Genomic DNA, 19,699 nt, shown 5'->3' on the forward strand with positions numbered 1-19,699 from the left:
TATGAAGATGCAACAGATGCAAAGAGACTGGATCGCGACGGCGCGTACGCTCAGCGAGGCCCTGCCGTTCCTCCAGCGCTACGACGACGCGATCGTGGTCATCAAGCTCGGTGGTCACGCGATGGGCAGCGAAGCGGCGCTCGACAGCTTTGCCCGCGACATCGTCCTGATGCAGCAGGTCGGCGTGAATCCTGTTGTCGTCCATGGCGGCGGGCCGATGGTAACCGATATGCTCGGTCGCCTAGGTATCGAATCGAGTTTTGTAGGCGGCAAGCGCGTAACCTCGGAAGAGATGATCGGTGTCGTCGAGATGGTCCTCTCTGGCTCCGTCAACAAGTCGATTACCCAGGCGATCAATCGCCAGGGGGGACAGGCCGTTGGGCTTTCGGGCAAGGATGGCGGATTGATGACTTGCACCATCACCGACCCTGCGCTTGGTGCTGTAGGCACACCGGAACACGTCGATCCGACCGTTCTGAGGGCGCTGTTCGACAGCGACATGATCCCAGTGATTGCACCGATCGGTGCGGGTGAGAGCGGGGAGACCCTCAACGTCAACGGGGATACGGCCGCAGGAGCCATAGCGGCAGCTCTGGGTGCCGACCGGCTGCTCCTCCTCACCGATGTGGCGGGGGTGAAGAATGCCGAGGGAGAACTCCTGACAGAACTCACGGCGGCGGAAATCGAGGCATTGACGGCAGACGGCGTGATCGCCGGTGGGATGATCCCCAAGACCGAAACGGCGCTGATGGCGATCCGTCAAGGGGTCCGCGCCGCTGTCATCCTCGATGGCCGCGCACCAAATGCCTGCCTGCTCGAGCTCTTCACCGAACACGGCGCAGGCACGATCATCCGCGGGATCGGCCAGTGACTCGCCATCTGATTTTGATCCGCCATGCAAAGTCAGACTGGTCGGACCCAGCGCTCGGCGACTTCGATCGGACACTGACGAAACGCGGCGAGCGCTCGGCGGTGGCTATCGGTCAGTGGCTCGACGCTCAGAGCTTCCGCCTCGATACCGTCCTGATCTCAGCCGCCCGCCGAACACGCGAGACGTGGGAGCTGCTCTCGGGACAGCTCAGCAACACCCCCGAGGCGCACGTCCTCGAAAGCCTCTATCATGCGCCGCCCGGCACCATTCTGCAGGCCATCGCCAAGGTCGAGACGGGAAATGTCGCCATCATAGCTCACAACCCCGGCCTCGCCGCGCTGGCAACTCAGCTTTCATGCGGACAGCACAATCATCCCGATTTCTCCAGGTATCCCACGTGCGCAACAGCTGTCTTTGCGTTCGAGGATTGGAGCGACCTCTCTGAAGGCCGCGCCGTGCTCGAAGACTTCGTGATCCCGCGCGAGTTGCTTAGTGACCAAGGATCTGACTGAGGAACAGCTTGGTCCGGTCGTTCTGCGGATTCTTGAAGAACTCCTCCGGCTCGTTCTGTTCGACGATCTGACCTTCATCCATGAAGATGACCCGGTTCGCCACCTGACGGGCAAACCCCATCTCATGTGTAACGCACAGCATCGTCATTCCCTCTTCCGCCAGCTCGATCATAGTGTCGAGCACCTCTTTGATCATCTCTGGGTCGAGGGCTGAGGTCGGTTCGTCGAACAGCATGATCCGCGGACGCATGCAAAGCGACCGGGCGATGGCAACACGTTGTTGCTGCCCGCCCGAGAGCTGGCCGGGATACTTGTCGGCCTGCTCGGGGATCTTTACCTTCCGCAGGAAATGCATCGCCGTCTCTTCGGCTTCCTTCTTGGGCGTCTTGCGCACCCAGATCGGCGCCAGCGTGCAATTCTCGAGAATCGTCAGATGCGGGAACAGGTTGAAGTGCTGAAACACCATCCCGACTTCCGACCGGATCTTGTCGATGTTCTTCAGGTCCGATGACAGGATCGTCCCGTCTACCTCAATGCTGCCCTGCTGATGCTCTTCCAATGCATTGATGCACCGGATCAGCGTCGACTTACCCGACCCGGACGGACCGCAGATCACGATCCGTTCCCCCCGATAGACGGTCAGGTCGATATCCCGCAGCACGTGGAACGCCCCGTACCACTTGTTCATATTGTTGATCGAAATCGCGACTTCGTCGGAGATCTGCATCTGCGACGTGTCGACATTCATTTCCTCGGTCAGAGCCATTGCCGTATCCTCACCGCTGGTCGGTTGTGAGCCTGCGCTCAAGCCATTGCGAATATTGCGAAATGCCGTAGCAGATCACGAAGAACAGAAGCGCCGCGAATCCCCAGAGCTCCCAATAGACGCCGTTCCAGTCGGTCGATGCCAGGATCGGGCCGCGGATCAGTCCGACTAGATCGAACATCGAGATGATCGAGACCAGCGTGGTGTCCTTGAACAGCCCGACCGCGACATTGACGATTCCGGGGATCGAGATCTTGAGCGCCTGCGGCAGGATGATCAGCCGCATGGCCTGCGCGTAGTCCAGGCCAAGGCTATCGGCCGCCTCGTACTGCCCGCGTGGCAAGGCAGCCAAGCCACCCCGGATCACTTCGGCGATATAGGCAGACGCAAACATCGTGATCATGATGATCACCCGCAGGATCAGATCGAAGTTCGATCCCGGCGGAAGAAAGTAGGCCAGCACCACGTTCGCCACGAAGAGAAGGGTGATAAGGGGCACACCGCGGACGAACTCGATAAAGACGACGCAGAAGCCCTTGATGATCGGCAGCTTCGATTGTCGTCCAAGCGCAAGCACGATGCCGATAGGCAGCGACAGAGACACACAGACTGTGCCGAGGATCATGTTCAGCATGAAGCCACCCATGTCGCGCGACGGCACCTCCGAAAGCGCTAGGAAGCCGCTGGCCTCATCGCTGATAAACCCACCCAGCCACCAGACGACGGCAGCGGCGGCTATCCCTGCCAGCGCACCGCCGGCAAAGCTGCGATCGACGACCTGCGAATAGGCGACGTATCCCGCGACAAATCCCAGGATTGCGACGATGGGCACGACGATCGTGCCACCCCAGATCAGCCAGTAGGCAACAAAGGGATAAAGCGCGGTCAGGATCAAAAGACGACGCGGCAGGTCACTGAACAGGATCGGCGCGACTGCCCCGAACAGCAGAACGAAGGCCAGTGCCGGGCGCCAATACGCATCCGACGGATAGCCGAACCCGAAGAGAAGCTGGTTCCAACGCTCGGTCAGAACGGCGAAACAGGCGCCGCGCGTCCCATCAAGGATCTCGCGGCACTCCGACAGACTGTCGGCATCCCAGACCCCATTGGCGAGCCACGGGGTCAGCCAGATGACAAGATAGTAAACCGCAAGAATACCCAGGACGGTCAGAATGCTGTTGAACCAGTTTGAAAACAGGTTCTCTCGCAGCCACATGACCACGCCAGCCTGAGACGCGGGCGGCGGCGCCGGCGGAATCTCTTCCTTGCGAACGAAGGCAACAGAACGGGCATGGGTGTCGCTCATCTCACCGCTCCTTCAGCCGGACAGAGTTGTTGTAGACGTTCATCACCGCCGAAATCGAAAGAGAGATCGTCAGGTAGAACAGCATCAATAGCAGGATACACTCGATCGCGCGTCCGGTCTGGTTCAGCGTGATACCTCCCAGCGTCGCGGTGATGTCTGCATAGCCCACCGCAATGGCGAGCGACGAGTTCTTGGTGATGTTTAGGTAATGCGAAATCATCGGCGGGATGATGACCCGCAGCGCCTGCGGCAAAATCACCAGGCTCATGATACGGCCCGGTCGTAGCCCAAGTGCCGCCGACGCCTCGGTCTGCCCCTTGGAGACAGCCAGAATGCCCGCGCGCACGTTCTCTGCGATGAAGGCCCCGGTATAGACGGACAGAGCCAGCCACAGCGCGATCAGCGGTCGCTGGATTTGCAGCCCTCCGTCGAAGTTGAACCGCTCGATGGTCGGCACGTCGAGGCCGATCGGGCGGCCAAGCAGGAAAAAGATCAGAAGCGTCGGAAGGAAGAAAATGCCGATCGAGGGCCAGAGCGTCGGCACGACCCGACCATGATCGTAAAGCTGCTTCGTCGCGTAGCGGCGCAGGAAAAAGATCGCCGCGATCGACAGAAGAAAGACCGCGACGACAATCCCCGATCCCGGGCCCCAGACCGGGGCGGGCACATAAACCGCGCGGTTGGTGAAGGCGATGCCGCCAAACAGAAGCTCCAGATCCGCCGGTGTATCGCCACGTGCGCGATAGGCGGCGGGCGCCGGCAGAATCGTGACTATGGTGTTGATGATGATGATCCAGATCAGGACCGGGACGTTGCGGAATGCCTCGACATAGATCGCCATTAGCTTGGCGATCAGCCAGTTCTTCGACAGCCGCAGGACACCCGCAAAGACACCCAGAACGGTCGCCGTCGCGCAGGCCAGGAACGCGACGAGCAGCGTGTTCAGAACCCCGACGACCGCAGCCCGCAGATGGGTGCTCTGACTCGTATACGGCACCAGCGTCTGGTTGATGTCATACCCCGCCGGCTGCCCAAGGAATTCGTAGGACAACACGACACCCTGATCATCAAGGTTCGTAATCAGGTTGTTGACCAGATACCCAATCGCAAAGACGAGCAGAACAAGCGCGATGAACTGAAACGTGAGCCCACGATACCGCGTATCGTTGATCAACATTGACAGTTGGAAGGATTGCTTGGGTGCGTCGGTTACAGCGGTCATCAGCGCGTATCCTTGGCTCTTCGGTTCCTGCGCCTGCCTGTGCGGCGGCTGGCCCGAATGTTCTGTTTATTCTGGATAGGAAAAGGGCGCGGATCCAACCGCGCCCTTTCCAAGGATCACCTTACCGGAACGGCGGCGAGTACAGGAGGCCACCATTGGTCCACTGCGCGTTCAGACCACGCGCCAGACCGATCGGGGTCGCTTCACCGATGTTTCCTTCGAAAATCTCACCATAGTTGCCGCCGGCAAGGATGGCGTTTCGGGCCCAGTCAGGCTCAAGCCCGATCATCGCACCAAGTTCGCCCTCGGTGCCGAGCAGGCGGTTGATTTCCGGGTTGTTGGTGCCGTTCGATGCCAGCTCTTCAACATTGGCAGACGTTACGCCAAGCTCTTCCGCGGCGATCAGCGCGTTGAGCGTCCAGCGAACGATATCACCCCATTCGTGATCACCGTGACGGACAAGCGGCCCGAGCGGCTCTTTCGAGATGATCTCGGGCAGAACCACGTGGTCGCCCGGAGCCTCAAAGGTCGCACGGGTCGCAGCGAGGCCCGAGGCGTCCGTCGTATAGACGTCACAGGCGCCCGCCAGATACTGCTGCTGCGCTTCCGCGTTGGTTTCGATCGGCACCGGCTCGTAGCTGATGTTGTTCGAACGGAAGAAGTCCGCCAGGTTCAGCTCGGTCGTGGTACCGGTCTGGATGCAGACGGTCGCGCCGTCTAGTTCACGCGCCGAGGACACGCCCAACTCACGCGGAACCATGAAGCCCTGACCGTCATAGTAGTTGATGCCGGTGAATTCGAACTTCAGATCCGTGTCGCGGCTGAAGGTCCATGTTGTGTTCCGCGCCAGCATGTCGACTTCGCCCGAAGCAAGCGCGGTGAAGCGCGTCTTGCCGGTCGTCGGAACGAATTCAACAGCCTGCGGGTCGCCCAGAACGGCAGCGGCGACAGCACGGCAGAGCGCGACATCAAAGCCTTCCCATTCACCATTGGCGTTTGGTGCAGCGAAACCAACAAGGCCGGTGGTGACGCCGCAATTCAGCGTTCCGCGGCTTTGGACGTCGTCAAGCGTCGCAGCGGATGCGACACCGGCCGTCAGACCAGCCACGGTCAGTGCGCCGAGAAATACGGATTTTTTCATGTTTACCTCTTCCTGAGTATCCGCCTTTTCGAAGGCGTGTTTGGCGCCCGTCCCACGGACGTCCGCGAAGCAATGAAGGATGAGCCTTCAACGGCGATAAGTTGCGCGGATTTCCGCAAAGACGTCAAGGGTGGATGCTTGTGACCTAACAGGATAGAGAGCGAAGCCTAGCTTGCCCAAACCGTGTGCATCATTCCGGCAAAGCTGTCAGACTTGCACCAATCCGAAGAAATCGACGGCATCGAGAAAGGCCGACCGCTTGATCTCGGCAGCGGCAGTCGCTTCCGCGTCCTCACCCCATTGCTCGATCTGCCAAAGTTCATCGACACGCGATCGCTGCCAAAGATCTCCAGCATCCCAACGCCGCGTCGTCGCCGCAAGACCGAGGACAAGCGACCCGCTCAGCGTCACGAGATCTGCGACCGCCACAAGTTCGAAAGGGGTAAAGCTATCGACTCGGTCATGTAGGTTCCGAAGCGACGATGGCGGCTGCGGAACAGGGATGATCCCTTGCGTCGGGACGAGCCGCGCGTCGAGGTCGGCCTCGGCCCAGCGTAGGATCTCATCCCAAGCCTCCGCTTGCCGCTCAATCAGCGTGTGCGGTCCGTCCGCGCGATAGCAGACAAGATCCGTCTCTGCATAGGCGGCCAGCATCGTAACAACGTCGTTCCGGTTCGGAGCGACCTTGTCGATCGCCGAATTCGCGGCCCGCGTCATCGGCATGGATTGGGGAAGAATCACATCCGTCTGGCTATCCCATTCCCGTGCGACGTGTTCGGCAAGTGGCTGCGATGGCAGCTCGAGCAACACGCCAGCGGGTGTCTTGATCTGCCGCCCGTCCAGCAGGACGGCGAAGCCCTGCCCCCGCTGCTCCACGACGGCTTCTTTCCAGAACCGCTTCTGCTTCCACTCGCTCATTGTATCTTACACCGGATCAGCAAACGGATCGGCGGGCGCATCGCCCGGAACCCAGTCAAGAAAGGCCCATGTCTCTGCCATGTGTTCGGGCAACGGCGCCGTCAAGGTGAGCTTTGCGCCAGTAAAGGGATGCTCCATCATCAACGACCGGGCATGTAGATGCAGTTTCTGGCTGACCGCGCCGCCAAGTCCTGACCCCCAGCCGTCACCGAGGTTCTCCTGCCCGCGTTTGCCGTACTTGCCGTCCCCGATGATCGGATGGCCCAGCGCGGCGATATGAGCCCGCAACTGATGCGTGCGACCCGTTACGGGGCGCATGGCACACCACGAGACCCGGCGCCCCAATGTTGCAAGTACCGTATAATGGGTCTCGGCCGATTTTGCGCCCGGCGTCTTCGAAACTTCGTCCGGATGCACGCAGCGCATCATTTCGTCACCGTCGCGCGCCCGCCCCACGCTGTCCTTGACCAAACCATAGGTGATCCGCCCCATCGCGGGCTGGGGCACACCCGCAACGGCAGCCCAATAGATTTTCACTGTCTCTCGGCTGCGAAACACCTCCCCCAGCTTCGCCGCGGCCTCTCGGCTGCGGGCCAAAAGAAGTACGCCGCTTGTATCCTTGTCCAGCCGGTGGACGAGGCGCGGCTTTTCGTCCGCGCCGAAGCGCAGCGCTTCAGCAAGGCCATCCACATGAGTCGTCTGCTTGCTGCCGCCTTGGCTTGCCAGCCCTGGTGGTTTGTTCAGTGCGATCAGGTGGTCGTCGCGGTAGATCACCATCCTCTGCACCCGCTCCGCCTCCGCATCCGTCAGTTGCGGCGACGCGGCGGCGGCAGACGCGGCAGCGGGAACCGGTGGAATGCGGACTGTCTGCCCCTCTTCCACCCGTGTGGAGCTTTTCACCCGCCCGCCGTCTACGCGCATCTCCCCCTTACGGCACATCTTCTCGATCCGGCCCTGGGTCAGCTGCGGAAAATGGCGCCGGATCCAACGGTCGAGCCGCTGTCCGCCCTCGCCCGCGGCCACTTCGCGCAACTGCACTCCGCTCACGAGACGCCCCGCATCAGGAAGACGCCGGCAAAAAGCGCACCGACCGACAGGCCCACCGACAGAAGAACGTAAAGCGCCGCCTGCCCGAGAAGGCCTTGCTCGTAGAGCGCGAAGACTTCGAGGGAGAAGGCCGAAAACGTCGTGAACCCACCCAGCAGACCGACCTGGAAAAACAGCAGAAGCCCGCCCAGCTCACGCTCTGCCACGTAGGCGAAAGACAGGCCCATCAGAAAAGATCCCACCACGTTGACAGTAAGGACCGCGAGCGGGAACCCGGCCCCTCCGATCAGGGCAAGGCTTACGGCATAGCGCAACGCCGATCCCAAGGCGCCGCCAAGGGCTACAAGCAGAAAAGCATTCATCCCTTCCGCTCCTGCCGAAGCTTGGCGAAGTAGTCCAGCCGCTTGGACAAGTCCCGCTCGAACCCCCTCTCAACCGGTTGGTAGTAGTTCTCCCGCTCCATCTCTTCCGGGAAGTAGTTCTGGCCCGAAAACGCGTCCTCCGCATCGTGGTCATAGGAATAGCCTTTGCCGTATCCCTGATCCTTCATCAGACGCGTCGGCGCATTCAGGATGTGTTTAGGAGGCGCCAGCGACCCATTCTTCCCAGCACTCTTCATAGCCCCCTTGTAGGCGCCGTAGGAGGCGTTCGATTTCGGCGCGAGCGCCAGATAGATCACCGCCTGCGCCAGCGCTAGTTCGCCCTCCGGCGAGCCCAACCTCTCGTAAACCTGCCAGGCATCCAGACACAGCCGCGAGGCCTGCGGATCGGCCAGCCCGATGTCCTCGACCGCCATGCGCGTCACGCGGCGTGCGATGTACCGGGGATCCTCGCCCGCCGACAACATCCGCGCCAGCCAGTAGAGAGAGGCGTCCGGGTCGCTGCCTCGTACGGACTTATGGAGCGCCGAGATCAGATTGTAGTGGGCATCCCCGCTCTTGTCGTAAGCAGAGGCGCGGCGCATCAACCGTTCGGACAGCGCTGCCTTGTCGTAGGTGACATCCGGTGGCCAAGCGGCAACCTGTTCGACAAGGTTCAAGAGAGCGCGCCCATCGCCATCCGCCATCTCGACCAGAGCGCGCCGTCCGGCATCGGCGACCGGTAGCGCCTTGCCCAATTCAGCCTCGGCCCGGGAAATCAGATGGTCGAGCGCGCTTTCATTCAGCCGTTCCAACACCAAAACCTGAGCCCGGCTCAGAAGCGCGGCGTTCAACTCGAATGATGGATTTTCGGTGGTCGCTCCGACCAGAAGGATCGTGCCATCCTCCATATGCGGCAGGAAGCCGTCCTGCTGCGCATTGTTGAAGCGGTGGATCTCGTCGACGAACAGCAGCGTTCCGCGCCCGCCCTGCCGCCGCATCTTTGCTGCCTGGAACACGGCCTTCAGTTCCGGCACGCCCGAAAAGATCGCGCTGATCTGGACGAAATGCAGGTCGGTCTCATCGGCGAGCAGGCGGGCAATCGTCGTCTTGCCGACACCCGGCGGCCCCCAGAAGATCAGCGAACTCAGCGCATTGTTAGCCAGCATCGATGACAGCGGCGCGTCAGGCCCGAGGATCTGATCCTGGCCGATGACGTCTGAAAGGGACTTTGGGCGCAGGCGGTCCGCGAGCGGCCGCATAGGCCCCTCTTCCACACCATCATCCAGTTTGTCGAAGAGATCGGGCATCGGGCCGTATCTACGCCGGCCCGATGAGGTTTTAAAGGATCAGCTCAATGGAACTGCTGAGCGAAGTCGATCCAAACCGCCTGGTAGTCGATCCCACCCATGTTCATGTTGCGACCTGCCGCCTTCATGTCGAGCCTGCAGCGGTTGGCCCAGCGGCCCCAGTTCGATGGCAAGAGCGCGACCATCTTTCCGATCCCCTCCTGCCGGGTCGTCTTGAACATCTCGACAACCAGCTTCATCCGCACCCGCATCCGAATGTTGGCAGGGATGTCATGGGCGACAAAGCCGCGCGTCACCTCCCAGATATGCTCGTCGACGGGCGCCTCGCTATAGAGAAGATCCGAAGGGATCGAGTCGAGCAGTCCGCGCTGCGCATCGCGGATCATGTAGCTGTAGATGCCACAACGGGCTGTCGTGGGTGTCAGACGCACACCCGCCAAGACCTCCCCCAGGTCATTGTGGACGGCGATCCAGCGGCTTTGCGGCGTATCGTACTGATCGAACTCCATCCCCATCGTCTCTGGCAGCTCCCAGCGGTTCTGGACGATGAAGGATTGCCTCCGTGCGCGAAGGACGTTGGCAAGTAACTCGCCATGATTGTGCATGTTGGCGAAAGAAAGAGTGGTGGTTTGCATGGCATTCTGCTCCAGCAAGTTGGTGGGTAAACGGTTCACCCCGCCGGAGCTGCTTCAGGTCGCGTCAGAGCAGTCTGTAATCCTTGGCCCGCTGGATCGCTTCCGCGGTTGTACGAGCAAGTAAACTCTGCCGGGCGGATGCAAGACGCGCCTTGAGCGCACTTTCAGAGATGTTTAGCTTTGCCGCGGCAGCTGCATGACGGTCCCCGTCGGCGATGCACCGCAGGGCTTCGAGTTGGGCATCCGTGAGAGTCGTTGGTGGTTCGGTTATGTCATGCAGCTGACGGATAAGCACCGAGAAGGTCTCGATCTCATCGTCCGTGAACTCCCGGTCTTCCCGCGCCGCCGATGCGATGGTTCTCGATTTCATCGGACCGTAAGAGACCGCAAAGCCATAGATCATACCGAACTCCTTGGCTTGCTCAAGAATGCCAAAGGGATCTGGGATTGTGATCTCGCTCCATCGCGACGTGCCCGTCTGGCTGAACCCCCAGGCAATGATCGGATCACGGAGCGCATAGGCCTCCTCTGTGTAACGGTCGGTCCATCCTTGCGGGTAGGTCTGGTGGTGTAACAGCGGCAGCGCGAACCGGATATGTAAGGCGAAGAAGAAGCCGCCAGGCGCGAGCTTGGACAGACGACGGGTTTGAAGTTCTATTCCCGACCTTAAGGACATGTCTTTTTAGACAAGTTGCCCCAGAGCCGGTCAACCGTAAATTGTACCGCGACGAGCTGGAGACAAGAGGTGAGCTGTGAAACAGGCGGATACCGATATCTACGTCCAGATGCGGAACATGGCCCAGGCCGATCGTGCCCTATTGCTGGAGTTTTTGGGCGGCCAGGACGACGATCTGGAGACGGTTCTTGCCACACTGCGCTCCCATCACAGGGGATATGGTCGCAGCGCGCATAGCAGTCACTGAGATCTTCAGCTACCTGACGAAAGCCCCGCCGGAATGGCGGGGCTTTCTCTTTTTGAACCAATGCGTTACGCATCATCCTCTTCGACGAGGCGCGCCTTGTCGGCAGCGCCCTTCGCCTCGGTGTCGCGATCGACAAATTCGATGATCGCCATCGGGGCCATGTCCCCGTAGCGGAAGCCCGCCTTCATCACCCGGACATAGCCGCCCTGGCGGTCGGCGTAGCGGGGGCCAATCACGTCGAACAGCTTTTCGACATGACCGTCCTGCTTGAGCCGCGCAGCGGCCTGACGGCGGGCATGCAAATCCCCACGTTTTCCGAGGGTTACGAGCTTTTCAACCACCCGCCTCAGCTCTTTTGCCTTGGGCAGGGTCGTCTTGATCTGCTCGTGCTCGATCAGCGATCCGGCCATGTTGGCGAAGAGCGCCTTGCGGTGCTCGTGGGTTCGGTTAAGGCGGCGATAGCCCCTTGCATGACGCATTTTCTTACTCCTTCAGCTTTATGCTTTGTCCGGCGGGGGATGCGTGTCCCCCGCTCTCCTTGGGGCGGGATTGCCCGGGTTTTTGCCTTGCGGCATTTGGTCGGTATCCAGTCGGCATTTGGTCGGAGGGGAACGGACGTTCCTGTCGACCTTTCTTAACCTTTACTGAACACCAAAAACAATCGGCCCCTTTCGGCGCCGATTGTCTCATTTTCAGAACTGATCTTCGAACTTCTTGGCGAGATCCTCGATGTTGTCGGGCGGCCAGTCTTCGACATCCATGCCGAGGTGCAGACCCATGCCCGAGAGCACTTCCTTGATCTCGTTGAGCGACTTCCGGCCGAAATTCGGGGTGCGCAGCATCTCGGCTTCGGTCTTCTGGATGAGATCGCCGATATAGACGATGTTGTCGTTCTTGAGGCAGTTCGCGGACCGGACCGACAATTCCAGTTCATCGACCTTTTTGAGCAGAAGCGGGTTGAACTCCAGCCCGTCATCTTCGGACGACGCCTGGGCGCTTTCCGGTTCATCGAAGTTCACGAAGATCGACAGCTGATCCTGGATGATCCGCGCGGCGAAGGCCACGGCATCGTCCGGGGTGACCGAGCCGTCGGTTTCGATCTTCATCGTCAGCTTGTCGTAGTCGAGCACCTGGCCCTCACGGGTCGGCTGGACATCGTAGCTGACCTTCTTGACCGGGGAATAGATCGCATCGATCGCGATCATGCCAATCGGCGCATCCTCAGGCTTGTTGCGATCAGCCGGGACATAGCCCTTGCCGGTATTGACCGTCAGTTCCATGAACAGATCGGCACCGTCATCGAGGTGGCAGACGACGTGATCCTTGTTCAGGATCTCGATGCCCGCGCTTTCCGAAATGTCGCCGGCGGTTACAACGCCCGGGCCCTTGGCCTGGACCGACAGCCGCTTCGGACCTTCGGTTTCCATCCGGATCGCCACGCCCTTGAGGTTCAGGACGACATCGGTCACGTCCTCGCGGACGCCCGAGATCGACGAGAACTCGTGCAGGACATTGTCGATCTGGACACTGGTGATCGCGCCGCCCTGCAGCGACGACATCAGCACGCGCCGCAGCGCGTTGCCGAGCGTCAGGCCGAAGCCCCGCTCGAGCGGTTCGGCCGTGACCGTCGCCTGACGCGCGGGATCGTTGCCCGGCTTGACGTCGAGCTGCGTCGGCTTGATCAATTCGGCCCAGTTTTTGTGGATCATGCGTCCCTCCATTCCTGTCTGGCGCCCATGTCCCAAGCGGCAGACTCCCGAGGTTTCAAAATGACGAAGCGGGGCCGCGCCGAAGCGCAGCCCCGTAAACGGTGGATGCGGATCAGACCCGGCGACGCTTTGGCGGGCGGCAACCGTTATGGGCGATCGGCGTCACGTCGCGGATCGACGTGATGTTGAAGCCCACGGCCGCCAGAGCGCGCAGCGCACTTTCGCGGCCAGAGCCGGGGCCTTGCACCTCGACCTCGAGGGTGCGGACGCCGTGTTCCTGCGCCTTCTTGCCCGCGTCTTCGGCAGCCATCTGGGCGGCATAGGGCGTCGACTTGCGCGACCCCTTGAAGCCCATCGTGCCGGCCGAGGACCAGGCGATGGCGTTGCCCTGAACGTCGGAGATCAGGATCTTGGTGTTGTTGAACGAAGAGTTCACATGCGCAACGCCGGCGGCGATGTTCTTGGAAACCTTCTTCTTTCCGCGGGTGCGGGTGTCGCGTGCCATATCGGTGCTCTCCCCTTACTTCTTCTTGCCGGCGATGGCCTTTGCGGGGCCTTTGCGCGTGCGAGCATTGGTGTGGGTGCGCTGACCGCGCACGGGGAGGTTGCGGCGATGCCGCAGGCCGCGGTAGCAGCCGAGATCCATCAGACGCTTGATGTTCATCTGCACCTCGCGGCGCAGGTCGCCTTCGACGGTGAAGTTGGCATCGATATGCTCGCGGATCTGGAGCACTTCCGCATCGGAAAGCTCGTTGACGCGACGGCTGGCGTCGATGCCGACAGCCTCGCAGATTTCCTTGGCCGACGAATGGCCGATGCCGGTGATGTAGGTCAGCGCGATCGGAACGCGCTTTGCGGTGGGGATGTTGACCCCTGCGATACGTGCCACGGGTTAGTGGTCCTTCTCTCGTTGCGGGTCCGTAGTTCCAGACCCTTTTTTCACAACGGCAAGCCCGAGGCGGACTGCCTGCGGGCCACTGTCATCTCTGGTAATGAGCGCGGGAGGTGATCGGCCCCCGGCGCGGGCGATTCCCTTTCGGGATGGCACCACCTATGGAGTCTTTAATGGATCGTCAAGAGGGCGGGCGTTGCAGGATCTTCCAGAAGATCCTGAGGGGGCAAAATCTTCTAGAAGATTTTGACTTGGCACGATTTTCTAGAAAATCGTGGGTCTAGGAGAGGATCGTCTGGATCGAGTTGGCGACCTCGTCGATATCCTTCAGGCCGTCGACGCTGCGCAGGTCGCCCTTCGCGTAGTAATAGCCGATGAGCGGCGAGGTTTGCTTGTAATAGGCCAGAAGCCGGGTCCTGAGCGCCTCTTCGGTGTCGTCCGCACGGCGCTTGAACTCGGTCGCCCCGCAATTCGAGCATTTGCCGTCGCCCGGGATCGGCTTGGTGACGTCGTGGTAGACCTCGCCACAATTGGCGCAGGTCGACCGGCCGGTGATGCGCGCGACGAGCGCGTCGTCATCGACCTGCATTTCGACCACGTGATCGAGCGTTTCGTTCAGCTCGCTCAGAAGGTTTGACAACGCGTCGGCCTGGGCAAGCGTCCGCGGGAAGCCGTCGAAGATATAACCACCCTCCGCCTCGCCCAATTGCAGCTTCTCGCGGATCAGGCCAATCACGATCTCGTCCGTCACGAGGTCGCCGCGATCCATAACCTCGGCGACCTTCTTGCCCATCTCGGTGCCGGAGGTCCGCGCCTCGCGCAGCATATCGCCCGTGGAGAGCTGGATCATGTTGCGTGCATCCACCAGACGGCGGGCCTGTGTCCCCTTGCCCGCGCCCGGAGGGCCCAGAAGTATGATGTTCATCGACGTGCGGGCCCTTTGGTCTTCTTCGGCTTTACTCCGCTGCGTCTGCCACGCAGCTGGGATTTCTCAATGAGACCTTCGTATTGGTGGGCCAGCAGGTGGGACTGGATCTGCTGGATCGTGTCCATGCCGACCGACACGATGATGAGGATCGACGTGCCGCCAAAATAGAACGGGATCGCCAGCTGGGACCGCAAGATCTCGGGCAGCAGACAGACAAGCGCCAGGTAGGACGAGCCGAGGACGAGGATCCGGGTCAGCACGTAGTCGAGGTATTCGGCGGTGCGCTGGCCGGGGCGGATGCCAGGGATGAAGCCGTTCTGGCGCTTGAGGTTGTCGGCCACGTCGTCGACCTTGAACGACACTTCCTTGGTGTAGAAGAACGTGAAGAACACGATCATCGCCGTGAAGAAGGCCAGATAGGCCGGCTGGCCCGGGCCGAAATAGGCGAGGATCGTCGACATGACAGGGCCTGTCTGGTTGCCCGAGAAGGTCGAGACCGTCGTCGGCAGAAGCAGCAGCGCCGAGGCGAAGATCGCCGGGATCACGCCCGCCGGGTTCACCTTGATCGGCAGGTGGGATGTGCCGCCATCATAGACCTTCATCCCCACCTGTCGGCGGGGGTACTGAATGTGGATCTTTCGCAGCGCCCGTTCCATGAACACCACGAAGGTCAGGACGACCACGACCATCACCATGACACCGACGACAAGCGCCCAGTTGCCGCTCGACTCCGCCTGGGAGAAGAACTGCGCCAGCGCCGCCGGGATCTCGGCGATGATGCCGACGAAGATGATCAGCGAGATGCCGTTGCCGATGCCGCGCGAGGTGATCTGCTCCCCGATCCACATCAGAAGCATCGTGCCGCCGACCAGCGTGATGACGCAGGAGGCGCGGAAGAAGAGCCCCGGATCAGAGGCAAGCCCGCCTGCCTCGAGGCTGACGGCAAGCCCGTAGGCCTGGAACGTCGCCAGCACCACGGTGCCGTAGCGGGTATACTGGTTGATCTTCTTGCGCCCCTGCTCGCCCTCTTTCTTGAGCTGCTTCAAGGGCTCGTACATCGCCGCCAGAAGCTGCACGATGATCGAGGCCGAGATATAGGGCATGATCCCGAGGGCGAAGATGCCCATCCGGGCGAGCGCCCCGCCGGTGAACATCGACAGCACGCCGCCAAGGCCCGCGGCCGCCCCTTCCATGAAGTTGCGCAGCTCGGCGCCGTCGATGCCGGGAACCGGGATGTAGGTACCGATGCGGTAGACGATCAGAAGGCCGATGGCGAAGAGGATCCGCTGGCGAAGCTCGGTGGCCTTCCCGAAGGCCGACCAGCTCATGTTCGACGCCATTTGCTCTGCTGCTGATGCCATGAACGCTCTCTATCTGGCAGGTCGGCGCCGGCGGAGGGCCCGCGGCGCCGTAAAATCATTGGGCTGATGTAAGCGACGCGGGCGCCGCTCACAACCCGGGATCAGGCGCTCGTGTTCTCGGCGCTTGCGGCGGTGCCTGTCACGGTGACGGAACCACCGGCCTTTTCGACCGCCTCGATCGCGCCCTTCGACGCGCCGGTCACGGTGATGTTGGCCTTCGTTGTCAGATCGCCCTTGGCGAGCAGGCGGACACCGTCGCGCTTGCGGCGCAGGAGGCCGCTTTCGATCAGGCCGTCCTCGGTGATGTCGCCCTTCAGCTTGCCGGCATCGATGAACTTCTGGATCAGGCCCAGATTCACCACGGCAAACTGCTTGCGGTTGGGATTGTTGAAGCCGCGCTTGGGCAGACGCTGGTAGATCGGCATCTGGCCGCCCTCGTAGCCGTTGATGGCCACGCCCGAGCGGGATTTCTGACCCTTGATCCCGCGGCCGGCGGTCTTGCCCATGCCGGAGCCCGGGCCGCGGCCCACGCGCTTGCGCTTCTTCGTTGCGCCGGGATTGTCGCTGAGTTCGTGCAGTTTCATATCGCTTCTCCTACGGCCGGAACACCTCCCCGGAAGCGATATGGGAGGGACACGGCATATCTTGGTTGATGAGGTCGGTATGATCCGACCGGAGGCGTATAGACGGGGGATGGGGCGGGATCAAGGGCTATAGCTCTCGCTTCACGCTTGTCTTGTTGCGCCTGTTGAACGCCATGCTTATCAATTTGTTTAGAGATCGTTCCATACCTTCGAGAGATGCTCAGGCTGATGAACCCGCGTGTTTCAAACCAAGACTTGTTAGGTATCGGCCTCTACACGACGTCAGAGGCCGCCCTTTTGCTTGGTATGGCAACACAGAAGCTCAGACGGTGGGTTCATGGATACTCATACAAGATCTCCTCCGATCGCCGGCACGTCGATCCACTTTGGACAAGCGATGTGTTGCTGGACGACGGAACACCTATCTTGAGCTTTCAGGACCTGATCGAGTTCCGCTTCGTCAAGGCATTTACCGATCAGGGCATAGGCCTGAAGGCGGTACGGAACTGCCTGAACTACGCGCGAGAATGTATCGAGACGGATCGGCCCTTTTCTACGGGTCGTTTTCGGACTGATGGCCAGACTATCTTTCTTCAGAGTCTCGAGAAGTCAGAGGACGGGCCGCTCATAGACCTGCGGAAGAGGCAGTTTGTTTTCAAAGCGATAGTTGAAAAGTCATTCCGAGATCTGGACCTTGAAGATGATATCGTCACACGATGGAGGCCCCATCGCGGCAAAGATACGATTGTGATCGATCCCGGCAGATCATTTGGTCAGCCGATTGCAGAGGCCAGCGGCGTGCCGACAATAACACTGGCGGAGGCTGTTGAAGCCGAGGGATCCGTGACGCGGGTGGCCCGCTTGTTCGAAGTGGCACCCAAAGTCGTGCGCGATGCCGTGCAATACCAAAATGGACTCAAGGCTGCTTGAAGGTCATCGTAGACGAAAATCTTCCGCCAGCATTGGCGCACTCACTCGCAGCCTTGTTTGCCGATCTGCACGTAGTAATCCATCTCCGCGACCGCTTCGGCCCTAAAGTAGAAGATACAGAGTGGATAAGAACTCTCAGTTCGGAAGGCAGGTGGATTGTTATATCCGGTGACCGGCGAATAAGCCGCAACAAGGCCGAACAGCAGGTCTTCAGGTCTTCCAACCTTATCGGCTTTTTCCTCGCGAGATCGCTTCAGAAAAGCTCAATGACGAAACAGATGGAACGTCTTATGGCATTCTGGCCGAATATCGAACAACAAGCCGAACTCGTGAGCGGTGGTTCGATGTTTGAAATTCCCATAAAGACACTGCGTCTGAAAACAATCTAAAAAGGGCGCTCGAAACCGAGCGCCCTATCGTTTCTCACAAGAGGCAGGGATGATTACCCACGCTCCTCCACAATCTCGACCAGATGCGGGATGCTTTCGACCATGCCGCGGACGGAGGGGGTGTCCTCCAGCTCGCGGGTCTTGTGCATCTTGTTCAGGCCGAGGCCGATCAGCGTCTGGCGCTGTTTGGCCGGGCGGCGGATCGGGGAGCCGATCTGTTTGACGACGATGGTTTTTGCCATGATCCAGCCTCCTTACGCATCGGCCGTGGCTTCGGCCACGGGTGCGTTGTGGGCGACATCGGATTGCTCGTCGACACTGTCCCGCTTGGGGAGAATGTCGGCCACCTTCTTGCCGCGGCGCTGAGCGACGGAGCGGGGCGAGGATTCTTTCTGCAGCCCGTCGATCGTCGCGCGGATCATGTTGTAGGGGTTCTGCGACCCGATCGATTTCGCGACCACGTCCTTGATGCCCAGCATCTCGAACACGGCGCGCATCGGACCACCGGCGATGATACCGGTTCCTTCCGGGGCCGTCCGCATCACGACCTTGCCGGCGCCATGGCGGCCCTTCATGTCGTGGTGCAGCGTGCGGCCTTCGCGCAGCGGCACGCGGATCATCGACCGCTTGGCGGCCTCGGTCGCCTTGCGGATCGCCTCGGGCACCTCTTTGGCCTTGCCCTTGCCGAAGCCGACACGGCCCTTCTGGTCGCCCACGACGACGAGGGCTGCAAAGCCGAAGCGCTTGCCGCCCTTGACGGTCTTGCTGACCCGGTTGATCGCAACCAGGCGATCGGCGAATTCGGGGTTCTCGTCGCGGTCGCGACGGCCGCCCCTGCGATTGTCATCTCTGGCCATGTGGCCTCCTTCGTCATGCGGCGCGGTGGCGCCCGTTTTTCCAATCCTGGTGAGCCCCAGTAGGGGGCTCCCGGATCATCGAGAGGGCGGTGGCCGCCCCCTTCAGGTCCCGCGAAACCGCAGGTTAGATCTTCAGACCACCCTCGCGGGCGGCATCGGCAAGCGCCTTGATCTTGCCGTGGAAGAGAAAGCCGCCACGGTCGAAATAGGCTTCTTCCACGCCGGCCTTCTTGGCGCGCTCCGCGATGGCCGCGCCGACCTTCGTCGCCGCGTCCACGTTGTTCTTGCCGACAACGCCCAGATCCTTTTCGAGCGACGAGGCCGACGCGATGGTCACGCCGTTGACGTCGTCGATCAGCTGGGCGCTGATGTTCTTGTTCGAGCGGTGAACGGACAGGCGCGCGCGCCCTGCATTCACCTTGCGAAGCTTGTTCCGAACGCGCAGGCGGCGCTTGAGGAACAGGTCTCTCTTGCTGTTGGCCATCTTGTCCGGTCCTTACTTCTTCTTGCCTTCCTTGCGGAAGATATACTCGTCGAGATACTTGATGCCCTTGCCCTTGTAGGGCTCGGGCTTGCGCCATTCGCGAATGTTCGCCGCGACCTGGCCGACCTGCTGTTCGTCGATGCCTTCGACGATGATCTGGGTCTGCTTCGGCGCGGTGACGGTGACGCCCTGGGGCACTTCGAAGTTCACCTCGTGGCTGAGGCCCAGCGACAGCTTCAGGGTCGTGCCCTGCATCTGCGCGCGGTAGCCGACGCCGTTGATCTCGAGCTCTTTCTTGAACCCGTTCGTCACGCCCTCGACCGCGTTGGCGACCATCGTGCGGGACATGCCCCATTGCTGACGCGCCCGCTTGGACTTGCCGCGCGGAGTGACCGTCACGGCGTTATCCTCGACGGCGAGCGTCACGTCGTCGGTGGCGGTGAAGCTGCGGGTGCCTTTCGGCCCCTTCACCTCGATCGTCTGACCCGAGACCTTGGCCTCGACCCCGGAGGGCAGGTCGACTGGTTTCTTACCAATACGAGACATCTGCGCCCC

General features: G+C 61.1%; 26 protein-coding genes. 5 read left to right on the top strand and 21 right to left on the bottom strand.

Annotation, left to right across the window (positions count from 1 at the left end; translation table 11 throughout):
• Positions 1–16 precede the first annotated feature (16 nt).
• Positions 17–871 carry an acetylglutamate kinase gene (gene argB / locus AADZ90_RS18320; RefSeq protein ID WP_367312186.1) on the top strand — a complete coding sequence of 285 codons (855 nt, stop codon included), beginning with the start codon at positions 17–19 and terminating at the stop codon, positions 869–871.
• Positions 868–1,383, top strand: coding sequence for a SixA phosphatase family protein (locus AADZ90_RS18325; RefSeq protein WP_367312187.1), 516 nt, complete (start codon positions 868–870; stop codon positions 1,381–1,383). The genes argB and AADZ90_RS18325 overlap by 4 nt, the downstream gene beginning before the upstream one ends.
• Here the strand turns inward: AADZ90_RS18325 and AADZ90_RS18330 are convergent.
• From AADZ90_RS18330 to AADZ90_RS18375, 10 genes are all read right to left on the bottom strand, one after another.
• Positions 1,361–2,149, bottom strand: coding sequence for an amino acid ABC transporter ATP-binding protein (locus AADZ90_RS18330; protein WP_367312188.1), 789 nt, complete (start codon positions 2,147–2,149; stop codon positions 1,361–1,363). The two genes, AADZ90_RS18325 and AADZ90_RS18330, sit on opposite strands and share 23 nt — an antisense overlap.
• Positions 2,150–2,159: 10 nt before the next feature.
• A complete protein-coding gene (locus tag AADZ90_RS18335; protein WP_367312189.1) occupies positions 2,160–3,455 on the bottom strand; it encodes an amino acid ABC transporter permease in 1,296 nt (431 codons plus the stop codon).
• A gap of 1 nt (position 3,456) precedes the next feature.
• Entirely contained in the window at positions 3,457–4,677 is a 1,221-nt protein-coding gene (locus AADZ90_RS18340) for an amino acid ABC transporter permease (protein WP_367312190.1), read from the bottom strand.
• Between the two features lie 121 nt (positions 4,678–4,798).
• A complete protein-coding gene (locus tag AADZ90_RS18345; RefSeq protein ID WP_367312191.1) occupies positions 4,799–5,818 on the bottom strand; it encodes an amino acid ABC transporter substrate-binding protein in 1,020 nt (339 codons plus the stop codon).
• Between the two features lie 207 nt (positions 5,819–6,025).
• Positions 6,026–6,736 (bottom strand): ATP12 family chaperone protein, encoded by a 711-nt coding sequence (locus tag AADZ90_RS18350; protein ID WP_367312192.1) that lies wholly within the window; start codon positions 6,734–6,736, stop codon positions 6,026–6,028.
• Between the two features lie 6 nt (positions 6,737–6,742).
• Positions 6,743–7,783, bottom strand: coding sequence for an RluA family pseudouridine synthase (locus tag AADZ90_RS18355; RefSeq protein WP_367312193.1), 1,041 nt, complete (start codon positions 7,781–7,783; stop codon positions 6,743–6,745).
• Complete coding sequence (gene crcB, locus AADZ90_RS18360) at positions 7,780–8,145, bottom strand: fluoride efflux transporter CrcB (protein ID WP_367312194.1); 366 nt, start codon at positions 8,143–8,145, stop codon at positions 7,780–7,782. Before crcB ends, AADZ90_RS18355 begins: the two co-directional genes overlap by 4 nt.
• A complete protein-coding gene (locus AADZ90_RS18365) occupies positions 8,142–9,452 on the bottom strand; it encodes a replication-associated recombination protein A (RefSeq protein WP_367312195.1) in 1,311 nt (436 codons plus the stop codon). Before AADZ90_RS18365 ends, crcB begins: the two co-directional genes overlap by 4 nt.
• A 44-nt stretch (positions 9,453–9,496) precedes the next feature.
• The gene (locus AADZ90_RS18370) at positions 9,497–10,087 is read right to left on the bottom strand and encodes an acyl-homoserine-lactone synthase (protein ID WP_367312197.1); all 591 of its coding nucleotides are present in this window, start codon (positions 10,085–10,087) and stop codon (positions 9,497–9,499) included.
• Positions 10,088–10,151: 64 nt separating this feature from the next.
• A complete protein-coding gene (locus AADZ90_RS18375) occupies positions 10,152–10,763 on the bottom strand; it encodes an autoinducer binding domain-containing protein (protein WP_367312198.1) in 612 nt (203 codons plus the stop codon).
• Positions 10,764–10,839: 76 nt separating this feature from the next.
• Between AADZ90_RS18375 and AADZ90_RS18380 the strand changes: the two genes are divergently transcribed.
• Positions 10,840–11,010, top strand: a complete 171-nt coding sequence (locus AADZ90_RS18380) for a hypothetical protein (protein WP_367312199.1) — start codon at positions 10,840–10,842, stop codon at positions 11,008–11,010.
• 65 nt (positions 11,011–11,075) lie between these two features.
• Here AADZ90_RS18380 and rplQ read toward each other — a convergent pair whose 3' ends face one another.
• The 7 genes from rplQ to rplO form a co-directional block, all read right to left on the bottom strand.
• Entirely contained in the window at positions 11,076–11,489 is a 414-nt protein-coding gene (rplQ, locus tag AADZ90_RS18385) for a 50S ribosomal protein L17 (protein WP_367312200.1), read from the bottom strand.
• Positions 11,490–11,702: 213 nt separating this feature from the next.
• On the bottom strand, positions 11,703–12,719 hold the full coding sequence (locus AADZ90_RS18390; protein WP_367312201.1) for a DNA-directed RNA polymerase subunit alpha: 1,017 nt from the start codon (positions 12,717–12,719) through the stop codon (positions 11,703–11,705).
• Between the two features lie 112 nt (positions 12,720–12,831).
• A complete protein-coding gene (gene rpsK / locus AADZ90_RS18395) occupies positions 12,832–13,224 on the bottom strand; it encodes a 30S ribosomal protein S11 (protein WP_367312202.1) in 393 nt (130 codons plus the stop codon).
• 15 nt (positions 13,225–13,239) lie between these two features.
• Positions 13,240–13,608 carry a 30S ribosomal protein S13 gene (rpsM, locus tag AADZ90_RS18400; protein WP_367312203.1) on the bottom strand — a complete coding sequence of 123 codons (369 nt, stop codon included), beginning with the start codon at positions 13,606–13,608 and terminating at the stop codon, positions 13,240–13,242.
• Positions 13,609–13,891: 283 nt separating this feature from the next.
• Entirely contained in the window at positions 13,892–14,536 is a 645-nt protein-coding gene (locus tag AADZ90_RS18405; protein ID WP_367312204.1) for an adenylate kinase, read from the bottom strand.
• On the bottom strand, positions 14,533–15,900 hold the full coding sequence (gene secY / locus AADZ90_RS18410) for a preprotein translocase subunit SecY (RefSeq protein ID WP_367312205.1): 1,368 nt from the start codon (positions 15,898–15,900) through the stop codon (positions 14,533–14,535). The genes AADZ90_RS18405 and secY overlap by 4 nt, the downstream gene beginning before the upstream one ends.
• A gap of 101 nt (positions 15,901–16,001) precedes the next feature.
• Positions 16,002–16,484: a 50S ribosomal protein L15 gene (rplO, locus tag AADZ90_RS18415; RefSeq protein ID WP_367312206.1), complete on the bottom strand. Its 483-nt coding sequence runs from the start codon at positions 16,482–16,484 to the stop codon at positions 16,002–16,004.
• Between the two features lie 228 nt (positions 16,485–16,712).
• Between rplO and AADZ90_RS18420 the strand changes: the two genes are divergently transcribed.
• The gene (locus AADZ90_RS18420; RefSeq protein WP_367312207.1) at positions 16,713–17,414 is read left to right on the top strand and encodes a hypothetical protein; all 702 of its coding nucleotides are present in this window, start codon (positions 16,713–16,715) and stop codon (positions 17,412–17,414) included.
• On the top strand, positions 17,411–17,803 hold the full coding sequence (locus AADZ90_RS18425) for a PIN-like domain-containing protein (protein ID WP_367312208.1): 393 nt from the start codon (positions 17,411–17,413) through the stop codon (positions 17,801–17,803). The genes AADZ90_RS18420 and AADZ90_RS18425 overlap by 4 nt, the downstream gene beginning before the upstream one ends.
• Positions 17,804–17,856: 53 nt before the next feature.
• Here AADZ90_RS18425 and rpmD read toward each other — a convergent pair whose 3' ends face one another.
• The 4 genes from rpmD to rplF form a co-directional block, all read right to left on the bottom strand.
• Entirely contained in the window at positions 17,857–18,045 is a 189-nt protein-coding gene (gene rpmD, locus AADZ90_RS18430) for a 50S ribosomal protein L30 (RefSeq protein ID WP_367312209.1), read from the bottom strand.
• A gap of 12 nt (positions 18,046–18,057) precedes the next feature.
• Positions 18,058–18,660 (bottom strand): 30S ribosomal protein S5, encoded by a 603-nt coding sequence (gene rpsE / locus AADZ90_RS18435; RefSeq protein ID WP_367312210.1) that lies wholly within the window; start codon positions 18,658–18,660, stop codon positions 18,058–18,060.
• 124 nt (positions 18,661–18,784) lie between these two features.
• Positions 18,785–19,144 carry a 50S ribosomal protein L18 gene (rplR, locus tag AADZ90_RS18440; RefSeq protein WP_367312211.1) on the bottom strand — a complete coding sequence of 120 codons (360 nt, stop codon included), beginning with the start codon at positions 19,142–19,144 and terminating at the stop codon, positions 18,785–18,787.
• Positions 19,145–19,156: 12 nt separating this feature from the next.
• Complete coding sequence (gene rplF, locus AADZ90_RS18445) at positions 19,157–19,690, bottom strand: 50S ribosomal protein L6 (protein WP_367312212.1); 534 nt, start codon at positions 19,688–19,690, stop codon at positions 19,157–19,159.
• Positions 19,691–19,699 lie beyond the last annotated feature (9 nt).

Source organism: Aestuariibius violaceus (assembly GCF_040779325.2).
Taxonomy (GTDB): domain Bacteria; phylum Pseudomonadota; class Alphaproteobacteria; order Rhodobacterales; family Rhodobacteraceae; genus Aestuariibius; species Aestuariibius violaceus.